The organism is Kitasatospora sp. NPDC029367, assembly GCF_055569135.1.
This window is the reverse complement of sequence record NZ_JBVHYH010000001.1, coordinates 365,943-379,216: the sequence shown is the minus strand read 5'-3', so window position 1 is coordinate 379,216 and position 13,274 is coordinate 365,943. Positions and strand designations below refer to the sequence as shown.

Below are 13,274 nucleotides of genomic sequence, written 5' to 3'. Positions count from 1 at the left end.
CGGGGTCGTGGCGGGCCTCCTCCCCGGGCCGCTCCCGGGCTCCGCCCCGCCCGCGCCGCGGGTCCCACGACCCCCGGAACCGGGTGCCCCGCTCTCGGGAACCCCAGTCGATCCTGGTCCGCGGTGACTCCCCGGGCCGCCCCCGGCGTCCGTCCTCCTCGCCGGGACCCCCCGGACCGGAGCCTTCCGTTGCGCCCATCGCGGCGTCCCCCTCCCCCGCTCCCCGGGGCCGGTGCGAAGGCGTTGACCACGGGCGCACCGGTGCCGGGTGGTGATTTTGACGCGCCATCATCCCGCATACCGGGCAGTACCGCAGGGCGCTTTCCGGAACGGTCCCGGAACCCGTGTCCCGGGCCGGGGTCAGCCCTCCTCGACCGGGCGCCCCGCCGGCTCCTCGACGATCCGGCGGGCGATCTCCTCGGGCCGCACCGGGCGGCCGAAGTGCCACCCCTGTGCCCAGTCGCAGCCCATCCCGCGCAGCCGCTCGGCGTCCTTGCGGGTCTCCACGCCCTCGGCGGTGACGGTCAGGCCCAGCGTGTGCGCCATCGACACCAGGCCGCTGACGATCCGCCACCCGGTGGCGCCGTCCTTCGCCGGGTCGTGCAGGTCACCGACGAAGGAACCGGCGATCTTGAGCCCGGAGACCGGCAGGTCACGCAGGTAGGCGAGGTTGGACCAGCCGGTGCCGAAGTCGTCCACCGCCAGCGACACACCGAGGTCGACCAGCCCGTGCAGGGTGCGCAGCGCCTCGTCCTCGGGGCCGACCACGGTCGACTCGGTGATCTCCAGCTGCAGCCGGGCCGGATCGAGTCCGGTGCTGTCCAGGATCCGGCCGAGGTCGGTGACCAGCGCGGCGCTGCGCGCCTGCCGCACCGCCAGGTTGACGTTCAACTGCGGCGCGGCGTCGCCGTAGCGCTTGATCCAGTCCGCGGCCTGGCCGCAGGCCTGCTCCAGCACCCAGCGGCCGAGCGGCATGATCAGCCCGGTCTCCTCGGCGGTGGTGACGAACTCGTCCGGGCCGAGCACCCCGAGCTGCGGGTGGCGCCAGCGCACCAGCGCCTCCACGGCGGCCATCCGGCCGTCGGCGAGGCGGTAGAGCGGCTGGTAGTCGATGAAGAACTCGCCGCGGTCGAGGGCGGCCGGCATCCGTACCGAGACCGCGTAGCGGCTGACCGCGCGGGCGTTCTCCTTGGGGTCGAACAGCGTCCAGCGGCCGCGGCCGGCCTCCTTGGCGCGGTACAGCGTCAGGTCGGCGGCCCGGACGGCGGCGCCGGGGGTGGTGGTGGAGACCCGCCGCTCCAGCACGCCGACGCTGGCGCCGACGGCGAGCTTGTGGTCGCCGATCAGCACCGGCCCGGCCAGGGCCTTGAGCACGGTCTTGGCGGCGGCCACCGCCTCCTGCTCGCCACGGCAGTTCTCCAGCAGCACCACGAACTCGTCGCCGCCGAGCCGGGCGACCAGGTGGCCGAGCGGGGTGAGGGCGGCCTTGAGCCGGGCGGCGACGGCGGACAGCAGCTGGTCGCCCATGTCGTGGCCGAGGCTGTCGTTGACCACCTTGAAGCCGTCGAGGTCGACGTAGCAGAGGCCGAAGCGGGCGCCCGGCTCCGGCTCGTCGAAGACCTTCTCCAGCCGCTCGAAGAAGGCGGCGCGGTTGGGCAGGCCGGTGAGCGGGTCGTGGGTGGCCTGGTGGCGCAGCCGTTCATGGAGCCGGTAGCGGTCGGTGACGTCCTCCAGCATCGCGACCTGGTACTGCGGGGCGCCGTCGTCGTCGCGGATCAGCGAGACGGTCAGGTGGGTCCAGATCACCTCGCCGTCCTGCCGGTAGTACGGCTTGTCGAACTGGAAGTACTCCCGCTTGCCGCTGATCAGCTCCTCGTACGCCTCCCAGACGCCCGGGGTGTCCTCGGGGTGGACGAGGTCGTCGACCCGGCGCCCGACCATGTCCCCCGGCCCGGCGCCGAACAGCTCCTGCACGGCCTTGTTGACCGCCAGGATGGTGCCGTCGGTGTCACCGATCGCGATGCCGATCGCGGCGCTCTCGAACAGCGCGCGGAACCGAGCCTCGGAGGCGCGCAGCGCGCGTTCGGCCTCCTTGCGGGCGGCGTCGGCGGCGGTGCGGATGGCCTCCTGCTCGCGCAGCGTGCGCTCGCGCAGGGCGTTCGCCCAGCCGGCCGCGAAGGCGCCGGTGAGGGCGGGGCCGCGGTCGTCGTGGAGCGGCTGGGACTGGAGCAGTTCGACAGCGCGGGCGAGCAGCACCGGGTCGGTGAAGTGCCCGTCGACCAGCTCGGCGGCGGCCCGCGAGGCCAGCCCGGGCTCGAAGGGGTCGTTCTGCTGGGCGCGGTGCAGCAGCGCGGCGGTGCGCGCGACCAGCCGGCCGAGCAGGCCGGGGTGGACGGCGATGCCGTGGTCGGCGGAGAGCAGCCGGGACCAGTCCTCGTGGAACCGCTCCGCGTCGCCGTCCGGCGGGGTCGCGCCGCTCATCGGAGCGTCCCGGCGGTGGGCACGGTGGCGCTGCTCACGATGCTGCTGCTCATGGCGGCACTGTTGCCGGCGGCGCTGCTCACGGCGGCACTGTTGCCGACGGCGCCGGGCAGGGCCGGGCGACCGGCGGCCGCCGCACGGGGCGCGCGGGCGTCGGCTGCTCTCCCGGCGCGACCGCTCAAGGGCGGAACCCCACGCCCGCCACCCCGGCGATCCGCTCGGGGTGCTCGCCGACCGTGCCCGGCTGGTCGGGACGCCACTGCGGCAGGTGCACCACGCCCGGTTCGACCAGCTCGAAGCCGTCGAACATCGCGGTGACCTGGTCACGGGTGCGCATGGTCAGCGGGGTCGGGGTCATCCGGTAGAGCTTCTGGTGGTCCTCGGCCTGGTCCGGGCGGGCCTCCAGGGAGGCGTGCGAGAGGACCAGGGCGCTGCCGGCGGGGAGGCGGTCGCGGACCGCGGCGATCAGCTTCCAGGGGTCCTCGTCGTCGCTCACGAAGTGGGCGACGGCCACCAGCAGCACGCCAACCGGCTCGTCGCCCGCCAGCAGGGCGGACACCTCGGGGCGGTCCAGCAGGTCCTCGATGTCGCGCAGGTCGGCCTGGACGACGGCGCTGTGCGGGTCCTCCTCCAGCAGCAGACGGCTGTGGGCGACGGCGACCGGGTCGCGGTCGACGTAGACCACCTCGGCCCCGGGGCGGATCGCCCGGGCGATCTCGTGCACGGCGCCGAAGGTCGGGATGCCGGAGCCGATGTCCAGGAAGCGGCTGACGCCCTGTTCGGCGAGGAAGGTCACGGCGCGGCGCAGGAAGGCCCGGTTGGAGCGCATGATCTGGGGCAGTTCGGGCCACATGGCCAGCGCCCTGCGGGCCATCTCCCGATCGACCTCGAAGTTGTGGGAGCCCCCGAGGTAGTAGTCGTAGACGCGTGCGGCGTTCGGTTTGTCCAGGTCCGTACCCTCCGGTACCCAGCTCGGTCGCCGCATGCCTGTGACTCCTTCACTCCGGTTCCGGGGGCGCAGCGCCTGGGGGTGCTGCCGTGACTGATGAGACTACAAGCACGCAAGATCCTCCCTTGCACCCCGAACGGGTGCAAGCGGAGTGCACACTTCCTCGCGGATGCCCCTCTCTCTAGGGTGGACCCGTGGATCCCAACCACTACCGCTTCCGGGGCGTGTGGCGGCTCGCGGCACCCGCCCCGGCGGTGTACGCGGCGCTGGAGGACGTCCGGAGCTACCCGCTGTGGTGGCCGGAGGTCCGCGAGGCCCGGGAGACCGGTGCGGGGTCGGGGTCCGGCGAGGTGGTGGTCCGGGGGCTGCTGCCGTACCGGCTGGTGATCGGGCTGGAGACCCGTCGGCGTGACCCGGCGGCCGGGGTGCTGGAGGCGGCGATGCGGGGTGACCTGGTCGGGTGGTCACGGTTCACCGTGACGGCGGACGGGCCGGGCGGCACGCGGTGCCGGGTGCTCTTCGAGGAGGACACCCGCCCCGCCAAGGCCCTGCTGCGGCGGCTGGCCCTGCCGTTGCACCCGCTGTTCCGGGCCAACCACGCGGTGATGATGCACCGGGGAGGCCGCGGACTGGCGGCGTACCTGACGGGCCTGGCGGGTGGCGGCGGCGGACGAAGGACGGCGAACAGATGACAGATGACAGATTTCAGCGAACAGATTTCAACTTTCGAAATCTGTCAGCTGTCAGTTGTTCGCCGAAACCGGGCCCCGACCCCGACCGCGACCCCGACCCCGGCCCCACCCCCGCCCCCGAGTTCGGCTTCGACGCCCCCTTCGACCGCACCGGTACCGGCAGCAGCAAGTGGGCCCGGGCCGACGCCCCCGGCGTGATCCCGATGGGCCTGGCGGACATGGACCTCCCCGGCCCGCCCGCCGTCGCCGAGGCCCTGGCCCGGCGCGCCCGCCACCCCGCGTACGGGTACACCGTCTGCGACCCGGCCGGGCGGACCCTGGTCGCCGACTGGTACCGCACCCGGCACGGCGTCGAGGTCGACCCGGACTGGGTGCTGCTGCTCCCCTGCGGCCCGCGCACCACACTGCGCCTGCTCCTGGAGACCGTACGGACGGAGGCCGCAGACCCGCGGGCCCCCGTCCTCTTCCCCACCCCCGAGTGGGGCGGTTTCGCCCAACTCTGCCGCGCCGCCCGGGCCGAGTACCGCGAACTGCCGCTGCCCGCCGGCCCGGACGGCTACCTGCTCCCCGACGCCCCGCTCCCCCGCCCCGCCACCGCCCTCCTGCTGAGCAGCCCGCACAACCCCTCGGCCCGGGTCTGGCCCGCCGCCCGACTGCGCGCCCTGGCCGAACGGGCCGCCGAGGCCGGCGCGCTGCTGGTCTCGGACGAGGTGCACGGCGACCTCACCCACCCCGGCCGGGCCCACCCCGTCGCCGTCGCCGTCGTCGACCCCGCCCTGCGGCACCGCACCGTCACCCTCAACTCGGTCGGCAAGACCTTCAACTGCTCAGGCATTCCCAGCAGTTGGGCACTCGTCCCGGACCCGGCGCTGCGCGCCCGGCTGACCGACACCCTGGCCGGTTACGGCCTCTGGGAGGGCGGCCTGCTGGAGCAGACCGTACAGCGGGCCGCGCTCGGCGAGGGCGGCCCGTGGCTGGACGCGCTGCTGGCACACCTCGCCGCCGCCCGCACCCGGCTCACCGAGCGGCTCGGTCCCGCCGTCCGCTCCGCCCCGCAGGCCTCGTACCTGCTCTGGCTGGACGCCGCCGCCCTCGGCCTGCCGCCCACGGACGCCCGCGCCGCGCTGCTGGAGCGCTGCGGCCTGGAGGCCTCCGACGGCGCCGAGTTCGGCCCGGGCGGCGCGGGTTCGCTGCGCCTCAACTACGCCCTGCCGGGCCCGGTGCTGGACACCGTCCTGGAGCGCCTGGACCGCCTGTGACCGGGGCACGTGCCCGGCCCGGGAGGCGCTTCCCGGCGCCCTCGAGAGCCCCGTATTCACCCGATCGCCATGCCTCTGACCTGCGCAAACGAACATTCACGCGATATTTGCGAGGCGCCCCCGCATGCTCCGTAGCAGACTGGGCAAAGTAGACCGGGCCGCAATCGTGATCCCGAGGATGGTGAGTCCGGTGATACCGACATCCCGCACCACTCCGCCCGACCGGCAGAGCGCAGCACCGCCCCCGTCAGGGGTGACCCCGTTGACCGAATCGGGGGCGCGCAGCCACGTGTCGGGCGTCTGTTTCAAGATCGGACCGCCCCGCCTGGTGGGGGTCGAGGTCGAGTGGTTCGTCCATGACGACCGATGTCCCGGCCGGCCGGTTCCTCCCGAACTGCTCCACGCCGCGCTGGAATCGCTGCCCCTGGGCGGCCCGGACGGCACCTCGCTCCCCTCCGGTTCGCGCCTCACGCTCGAACCCGGCGGACAGGTCGAGCTCAGCTCCCCGCCCGCCACCGGCCTGCTGGCCTGCGTCGACGACACCCGACGCGATCTGACCGCCCTGCGGTCCGCCTTCGCGGCGCAGGGCCTGCGCCTCACCGGCACCGGGACGGACCCGCTCGCCCGCCCCCGACGGATGGTGCTGGACCACCCCCGCTACCTCGCGATGGAGCGCTTCTTCGACTCGGCCGGGCCGTGGGGCCGGGTCATGATGACCGGTACCGCATCCGTGCAGGTGTGCCTGGACGCCGGTGACGCGGACGGCCCGCACGCGGTCGAGCGGCGCTGGCAGCTGGTCCACCGGCTCGGCCCGGTGCTGGTCGCCGCCTTCGCCAACTCCCCGCTCCTGGACGGGAAGCCGACCGGTCACCGGTCCACCCGGCAGACCGTCTGGTCCCGGATGGACCCGACCCGCACCCTCGCCCCCGAGCCGGACCACGGTGACCCGCGCGAGGCCTGGGCGCAGTACGTGCTGGACGCCGAAGTCCTGTGCGTGCGAAGGCCGGAGGGGCTGCCCTGGACCGCCCCGCCCGGCCTGACCTTCCGCGACTGGACCCGCGGCGCGGGCGAACGACCGGCCACACTGGCCGACTTGGAGTACCACTGCACCACCCTGTTCCCCCCGGTGCGCCCCCGCGGCCACCTGGAGCTACGGATGATCGACGCCCAGCCCGGTGACGGCTGGGTGGTGCCCGCCGCCCTGGTCACCGCGCTGCTGGACGACCCGGTGGCCGCCGACACCGCACTCGCCGCGCTGGAGCCGCTCGACGCCGCCGACCGACGGGACGGCGCCACCAGTCCGCGCCCACCGCGCAGCGGGGTCTGGCGCCGCGCCGCCACCCTGGGCGTCGCCGATCCCGAGCTGCGCCGCGCCGCCCTCACCTGCTTCGCCGTCGCCGACGCCGCGCTGGGCCGCCTGCCCGGCGCCGGGCGGCTGCGCGCCACCGTCGCCGAGTTCGCCGAGCGCTACCCCGCGCGCGGCCGCTGCCCGGCCGACGACCAGCTGGACGCCCTGCGCTCCGGCACCCGACGCACTCCCCCGGAGGAGGCATCATGACCGACGTCCGACCGCCCGCACCCGCCGGAACAGGCGCCGCCGGCCCCGGAACGGGCAGCGCCGACCCGGGCGCGCCGACCGCCGGTCCCACCGGTCCCACCGCCACCCACGAGGCCGGCACCGCGGCCGGGATCGAGGCCGGCACCGAGGCCCTGCGCGAGAGCATCGCCGCCGAACTGCTGGCCGCCCGCGCCCGGACCGCCGCGCTGACCGACTGCGTCGAGGACGCCGACCTCACCGCCCAGCACTCGCCGCTGATGTCGCCGCTGGTCTGGGACCTCGCGCACATCGGCAACCAGGAGGAGCTGTGGCTGCTGCGCAACGTCGGTGGCCGGGACCCGATGCACCCCGAGATCGACCCGCTGTACGACGCGTTCCAGCACCCCCGGGCCGAGCGCCCCAGTCTGCCGCTGCTGCCGCCGGCCGAGGCCCGCGCGTACGCCCACGAGGTGCGCGGCCGGGTGCTGGACCTGCTGGCCGCCAGCCCCCTGGAGGGTGCACCGCTGCTGGACGCCGGGTTCGCCTTCGGGATGATCGCCCAGCACGAGCAGCAGCACGACGAGACGATGCTGATCACCCACCAGCTCCGCCGGGGCGAACCCGCCCTGGCCGCTCCCCCGCCGCCGCCCGCGCCCGCCGACGCGGCCACCCTGCCCGCCGAGGTCCTGATCCCCGCGGGCCCCTTCACCATGGGCACGGACATCGAGCCGTGGGCCCTGGACAACGAGCGCCCGGCCCACCGGGTCGACCTGCCGGCCTACTTCCTGGACACCACCCCGGTCACCAACGCCGCCTACCAGCGCTTCATCGCCGACGGCGGCTACCACGACCCGCGCTGGTGGACCGCGGAGGGCTGGCAGCACCGGCTCCGGGCCGACCTGACCGCCCCGCTGTTCTGGCAGCAGCAGGACGGCCAGTGGCTGCGCCGCCGGTTCGGCACCGTCGAACCGGTGCCACCTAACGAGCCGGTGCTGCACGTCAGTTGGTACGAGGCGGACGCGTACGCCCGCTGGGCCGGGCGGCGGCTGCCGACCGAGGCCGAGTGGGAGAAGGCGGCCCGGCACGACCCGGCCACCGACCGCTCGCGGCGCTACCCCTGGGGTGACGGCCCGCCCGGCCCCGAGCACGCCAACCTCGGCCAGCGGCACCTGCGCCCGGCCGCCGCCGGCAGCTATCCGGCGGGAGAATCCCCTTACGGGGTAAGGCAGTTGATGGGCGATGTGTGGGAGTGGACGGCCAGCGACTTCCACCCCTACCCGGGGTTCCGGGCCTGGCCGTACCAGGAGTACTCGGAGGTCTTCTTCGGGCCCGAGTACAAGGTGCTGCGCGGCGGTTGCTTCGCGGTGGCGCCGGTCGCCTGCCGGGGCACCTTCCGCAACTGGGACTACCCCGTCCGGCGGCAGATCTTCTCCGGCTTCCGCACCGCCCGCAGTGCGGAGCACGACGCCCGCGGCCCGCAGCACCACCGGGAGGGCTTCTGATGTGTCGTCACCTCGCCTACCTGGGTGAGCCGGTGGCGCTGCAGGAGCTGCTGGTGCAGCCGCCGTACGCGCTGCACCGGCAGTCCTGGGCGCCGCGCACCCAGCAGTACGGGACGGTCAACGTGGACGGCTTCGGCCTCGGCTGGTACGCGGACGGCGACGAGGTGCCCGCCCGCTACCGCCGGGCCGGGCCGATCTGGGCGGACGCCGGCTTCGCCGACCTCGCCCGGGTGATCCGCACCCGGGCACTGCTGGCGGCCGTCCGCTCCGCCACCGACGGCTGCGCGGCGGGCGAGGCCGCGGCCGCGCCGTTCGCCGCCGGACGCTGGCTGTTCAGCCACAACGGGGCGGTGGCCGGCTGGCCCGGCAAGCTGGACGCGCTCGCCGCCCTGCTGCCGCCCGCCGAACTGCTGGAGCTGGAGGCCCGGACCGACTCGGCCCTGCTGTGGGCCCTGGCCCTGCACCGGCTGCGCCGGGGCGAGAGCCTCGGCGCGGCGCTCGCGGGCACGGTGGCCGACGTCACCGCGCACACCACCGGACGGCTCAACCTGTTGCTCACCGACGGCACCGCGCTCGCCGCGACCGCCTGGGGCGACACCCTGCACCACCGACGCCTGCCCGGCCTCGGCACGGTGGTGGCCTCCGAACCGTACGACGACGCCCCGGAGTGGACACCCGTCCCGGAGGGCTCCCTGCTGCTGGCCGACGCCACGGGCGTCACCGTCCGGCAGCTCCCCAGTCACTACTGACCCTCCACTCTCCCCTTCATCTTCTGAACAGAGGAACCACCCTGTCATGGACACCTTCGATCTCACCCGACTGCTGCCCGCCGACCACTTCAGCACCGCGCTGCACCACGACGTGCGGCACGGACTGACCGCCGACCCCAAGTGGCTGCCGCCGAAGTGGTTCTACGACGCCCGGGGCAGCGAGCTGTTCGAGGAGATCACCCGGCTGCCCGAGTACTACCCGACCCGCGCCGAGCGGGCCATCCTCACCGCCCGGGCCGGCGAGATCGCCGCCGCCACCCGCGCCCACACCCTGGTCGAACTGGGCTCCGGCTCCTCCGAGAAGACCCGGCTGCTGCTGGACGCGCTGCGCTCGACCGGCGACCTGGAGACCTACGTCCCGGTGGACGTCAGCGAGAGCGCCCTGGTGGCGGCCGGCACCGCACTCGCCGCCGAGTACCCCGGACTGGCCGTGCACGGCGTGCTGGCCGACTTCACCGCCCGCCTCGGCCTGCCCCCGGAGGGCGGCCCGCGCCTGGTCGCCTTCCTCGGCGGCACCCTCGGCAACCTGCTGCCCCAGGAGCGGGCCGGCTTCCTGCGCGGCCTGCGCGCCGCCCTCGACCCGGGCGACTTCCTGCTGCTCGGCACCGACCTGGTCAAGGACCCGGCGGTGCTGGTCGCCGCCTACGACGACTCCGCCGGGGTGACCGCCGAGTTCAACCGCAACGTGCTCAACGTGCTCAACCGCGAGCTGGGCGCCGACTTCGACCCGGAGGCCTTCGAGCACGTCGCGCTCTGGGACCCGGAGCAGGAGTGGATCGAGATGCGACTGCGCTCGCTGCGCTCGCAGACCGTGAAGATCCCGGCCCTGAACCTGCCGGTGCACTTCGACCGGGGCGAGGAGCTGCGCACCGAGGTGTCGGCCAAGTTCCGCCGGGAGCGGGTGGCCGGGGAGCTGGCCGCGGCCGGGCTGCGGCTGACCCACTGGTGGACGGACCCCGAGGGCCGGTTCGGACTCTCGCTCTCCGCCCCGGCCTGAGCGAAGCACCCCCGGAGGCCCAATTTGCTTGTTCACCTTACGAATTCTCAGAGCAAAACTTGAGCCTCCCCGTCTACAAGGCTTGAACGAATAGGGGTTACGATCTCGGCTACCGAGCTCAGCGTTGAGTACCCAGGAGTCAAGATCGTGAGCGTCACCCAGAAGCCCTCCGGGGCGGCCGAGGCCACTGCGCCCGGCCGCCTCGGCTTCGTCGTCTTCATCACCGCCGCCGCTGCCCTGGGCGGCTTCCTGTTCGGCTACGACAGCTCCGTGATCAACGGCGCCGTCTCCGGCATCCAGGGGAAGTTCGGAGTCGGCAGCGGCGAGACCGGCCTGATCGTCTCCTCGGCGCTGCTGGGCTCCGCGGTCGGTGCCGCGCTGGCCGGCCGGTTCGCCGACCGCTACGGCCGGATCAAGGTCATGAAGGCGGGCGCGCTGCTGTTCGCGGTCAGCGCCGTCGGCTCGATGCTGCCGTTCTCCCCCTGGGACCTCGCCCTGTGGCGCGTCCTCGGCGGCGCGGCCATCGGCATCGCCTCGGTGATCGCCCCGACCTACATCGCCGAGGTCGCGCCGACCAAGTACCGCGGCCGGCTGGCCTCCTTCCAGCAGGCCGCCATCGTGCTCGGCATCGCGATATCCCAGCTGGTCAACTGGGTGCTGGCGGACGCCGCCGGCGGTGACACCCGCGGCCGGCTGCTCGGCCTGGAGGCCTGGCAGTGGATGCTCGGCGTCTGCGTGGTGCCGGCCGCGGTCTACTTCGTGCTCTCCTCGGTGATCCCGGAGTCCCCCCGCTACCTGATCCAGGCCGAGCGCCTGGACGACGCCCGCAAGGTGCTGGCCGAGGTCGAGGGCGAGGGCATCGACACCGATGCCCGGATCGCCGAGATCCAGTCGCTGATCGCCTCCGACCACCGCCCGCGCTTCCGCGACCTGCTCGGCGGCCGCTTCGGCCTGCTCCCGATCGTCTGGGTCGGCATCGGCCTGTCGGTCTTCCAGCAGCTGGTCGGCATCAACGTGATCTTCTACTACTCGTCGATCCTGTGGCAGTCGGTCGGCATCGACCAGAGCAACTCGCTGCTGATCAGCTTCATCGGCTCGGTCATCAACATCCTCGGCACCGTGATCGCGATCCTGCTGGTCGACCGGATCGGCCGCAAGCCGCTCGCCCTGATCGGCTCGGCGGGCATGGCCGTCACCCTCGCCGCCGCGGGCTGGGCGTTCTCCTCCGCGACCGGCTCCGGCGACAACGTCACGCTGCCCGACCTCCAGGGCACCGTCGCGCTGATCTCCGCCAACGCCTTCGTGCTGTTCTTCGCGATGTCCTGGGGCGTGGTCGTCTGGGTGATGCTCGGCGAGATGTTCCCGAACCGGATCCGCGCCGCCGCGCTCTCCGTCGCCGCCTCCGCGCAGTGGATCGCCAACTGGGCCATCACCGTGTCGTTCCCGTCGCTCTCGCGCTGGAACCTCTCGGCGACCTACCTGGTGTACGCGGCCTTCGCGGCCCTGTCGATCGTCTTCGTGGCGAAGTACATGAAGGAGACCAAGGGCATCCGCCTCGAGGACATGGGCTGACCGAAGCCCCTACCTTCCGGTCGTACGATCCGACCTTCGGCCCCCGCACCCTAGCGCGCAGAGCGCGGGTGCGGGGGCCGAATCGTTCACTCCCTGCGGTGGGCCGGGCACCTCCGGTACTCCTGTTCGCCAGGAGGGATGTGTCCTTGATCTTCAACCGGCTCCGCACCCGCAGAACCGCCACCGCCCCGAGCGGCGGCTGCCCGTACGCCCACGCGCACCCCGCGACGGGCTTCGCGCCACCCGTACCGCCGACCCCCGGGCCGAGGCTGCGGCCGGACCCGCAGTCGGACCCCCACCCGGCCCCGCCGCTGACCCCGCACCCGAGCCCGCACCCGACCGCACAGCCGACCCCGCACCCGGCCCCGGAGCTGGCCGCACAGCCGGCCCCGGAGGCGCAACTGCCGTCCGCGCCACCGCCGTTCACCGACCCCGGGCAGGCCGCCGAGTTCGTCCGGCAGTTCCACCGCGAGCAGCCCGCCGCCGGGGACCCGGGGCCGAGGCTGCGCGCCGTCCGGGAGGAGATCGACCGCACCGGCAGCTACCACCACACCCCCGCCGAACTCGCCTACGGTGCCAAGCTCGCCTGGCGCAACGCCGCCCGCTGCATCGGCCGGCTGTACTGGCGCAGCCTGGTGGTCCGCGACCTGCGCCACCTGTCCGACCCCGACGACATCGCCGCCGAGTGCTTCGAGCACCTCCGGCTGGCGGGCAACGGCGGCCGGATCCGCCCGGTGGTCTCGGTGTTCGCCCCCGACCGCCCGGGCCGCCCGGCCCCGCGGATCCTCAACCAGCAGTTGGTCCGCTACGCCGGGCACCGGGTCGACGGCGCCGTGGTCGGCGACCCGGCGGGCGCCGAACTCGCCGAGCTGGCCCGCGGGCTCGGCTGGAAGTGCGCCGAGGACCGCTTCGAGGTGCTGCCGCTGCTGCTCCAGGAAGGCCCGCAGGAGCGCCCGCGCTGGTACGGCCTGCCGGACGACACCACCCTGGAGGTGCCGCTGAGCCACCCCGAGCACGCCTGGTTCGCCGAACTCGGGCTGCGCTGGTACGCGGTGCCCGCGATCAGCGACATGACGCTGGAGATCGGCGGCGTCCGCTACCCCACCGCGCCGTTCAACGGCTGGTACATGGGCACCGAGATCGGCGCCCGCAACCTGGCCGACGCCGACCGCTACGACATGCTCGGCACGGTCGCCGAAGGGCTGGGCCTGGACACCTCCAGCGAGCGCACGCTCTGGCGCGACCGCGCCCTGGTCGAGCTCAACCTCGCGGTGCTGCACTCCTTCCAGGAGGCCGGGGTGACGATCGCGGACCACCACACCGAGTCGGCGCGCTTCCTCAAGCACGTCGCCCAGGAGCAGCGCCTCGGCCGCCCGACCCCGGCGGACTGGAGCTGGATCGTGCCCCCGGTCTCCGGCGGGCTGACCCCGGTCTACCACCGGTACTACGACCCGGTGGACCCGGAGCAGCGGCCGGCCTTCCTGGCCCGCGAGCCCTGGTGACCGGGGCGGGCGC

11 protein-coding genes are annotated in these 13,274 nt (G+C 74.1%); 8 read left to right on the top strand and 3 right to left on the bottom strand.

The features are described from left to right. Positions 1-360: 360 nt before the first annotated feature. The 3 genes from ACZ4W5_RS01735 to ACZ4W5_RS01725 are packed head-to-tail and all read right to left on the bottom strand — an operon-like array spanning position 361 to position 3,466. Positions 361-2,481, bottom strand: coding sequence for a putative bifunctional diguanylate cyclase/phosphodiesterase (locus ACZ4W5_RS01735; RefSeq protein ID WP_465652053.1), 2,121 nt, complete (start codon positions 2,479-2,481; stop codon positions 361-363). After that, the gene (locus tag ACZ4W5_RS01730) at positions 2,478-2,663 is read right to left on the bottom strand and encodes a hypothetical protein (RefSeq protein WP_465652051.1); all 186 of its coding nucleotides are present in this window, start codon (positions 2,661-2,663) and stop codon (positions 2,478-2,480) included. Before ACZ4W5_RS01730 ends, ACZ4W5_RS01735 begins: the two co-directional genes overlap by 4 nt. Next, positions 2,660-3,466 (bottom strand): SAM-dependent methyltransferase, encoded by an 807-nt coding sequence (locus ACZ4W5_RS01725; RefSeq protein ID WP_360229539.1) that lies wholly within the window; start codon positions 3,464-3,466, stop codon positions 2,660-2,662. The genes ACZ4W5_RS01730 and ACZ4W5_RS01725 overlap by 4 nt, the downstream gene beginning before the upstream one ends. Positions 3,467-3,624: 158 nt before the next feature. Here ACZ4W5_RS01725 and ACZ4W5_RS01720 point away from each other — a divergent pair, with 158 nt between their 5' ends. The 8 genes from ACZ4W5_RS01720 to ACZ4W5_RS01685 all read left to right on the top strand — a co-directional run bounded on the left by ACZ4W5_RS01720 (position 3,625) and on the right by ACZ4W5_RS01685 (position 13,261). Beyond that, complete coding sequence (locus ACZ4W5_RS01720) at positions 3,625-4,122, top strand: SRPBCC family protein (protein ID WP_465652048.1); 498 nt, start codon at positions 3,625-3,627, stop codon at positions 4,120-4,122. After that, positions 4,119-5,381 (top strand): aminotransferase class I/II-fold pyridoxal phosphate-dependent enzyme, encoded by a 1,263-nt coding sequence (locus tag ACZ4W5_RS01715; protein WP_465652047.1) that lies wholly within the window; start codon positions 4,119-4,121, stop codon positions 5,379-5,381. The genes ACZ4W5_RS01720 and ACZ4W5_RS01715 overlap by 4 nt, the downstream gene beginning before the upstream one ends. Before the next feature lie 253 nt (positions 5,382-5,634). Next, on the top strand, positions 5,635-6,939 hold the full coding sequence (gene egtA / locus ACZ4W5_RS01710) for an ergothioneine biosynthesis glutamate--cysteine ligase EgtA (RefSeq protein ID WP_465652045.1): 1,305 nt from the start codon (positions 5,635-5,637) through the stop codon (positions 6,937-6,939). Further along, a complete protein-coding gene (gene egtB, locus ACZ4W5_RS01705; RefSeq protein WP_465652043.1) occupies positions 6,936-8,420 on the top strand; it encodes an ergothioneine biosynthesis protein EgtB in 1,485 nt (494 codons plus the stop codon). Before egtA ends, egtB begins: the two co-directional genes overlap by 4 nt. Next, positions 8,420-9,169 (top strand): ergothioneine biosynthesis protein EgtC, encoded by a 750-nt coding sequence (gene egtC, locus ACZ4W5_RS01700; RefSeq protein WP_465652041.1) that lies wholly within the window; start codon positions 8,420-8,422, stop codon positions 9,167-9,169. Before egtB ends, egtC begins: the two co-directional genes overlap by 1 nt. A gap of 46 nt (positions 9,170-9,215) precedes the next feature. Next, a complete protein-coding gene (egtD, locus tag ACZ4W5_RS01695) occupies positions 9,216-10,187 on the top strand; it encodes an L-histidine N(alpha)-methyltransferase (protein ID WP_402488353.1) in 972 nt (323 codons plus the stop codon). 147 nt (positions 10,188-10,334) lie between these two features. Further along, positions 10,335-11,759: a sugar porter family MFS transporter gene (locus tag ACZ4W5_RS01690; protein ID WP_360229553.1), complete on the top strand. Its 1,425-nt coding sequence runs from the start codon at positions 10,335-10,337 to the stop codon at positions 11,757-11,759. A 371-nt stretch (positions 11,760-12,130) separates the two neighbouring features. Then, positions 12,131-13,261, top strand: coding sequence for a nitric oxide synthase oxygenase (locus tag ACZ4W5_RS01685; RefSeq protein WP_465652208.1), 1,131 nt, complete (start codon positions 12,131-12,133; stop codon positions 13,259-13,261). Positions 13,262-13,274 lie beyond the last annotated feature (13 nt).

Coding starts and splice junctions, on each gene's coding strand:
- ACZ4W5_RS01735 (WP_465652053.1), bottom strand. CDS start 2,481: ATGAGCGGCGCGACCCCGCCGGACGGCGACGCGGAGCGGTTCCACGAG.
- ACZ4W5_RS01725 (WP_360229539.1), bottom strand. CDS start 3,466: ATGCGGCGACCGAGCTGGGTACCGGAGGGTACGGACCTGGACAAACCG.
- ACZ4W5_RS01715 (WP_465652047.1), top strand. CDS start 4,119: ATGACAGATGACAGATTTCAGCGAACAGATTTCAACTTTCGAAATCTG.
- egtB (WP_465652043.1), top strand. CDS start 6,936: ATGACCGACGTCCGACCGCCCGCACCCGCCGGAACAGGCGCCGCCGGC.
- egtC (WP_465652041.1), top strand. CDS start 8,420: ATGTGTCGTCACCTCGCCTACCTGGGTGAGCCGGTGGCGCTGCAGGAG.
- egtD (WP_402488353.1), top strand. CDS start 9,216: ATGGACACCTTCGATCTCACCCGACTGCTGCCCGCCGACCACTTCAGC.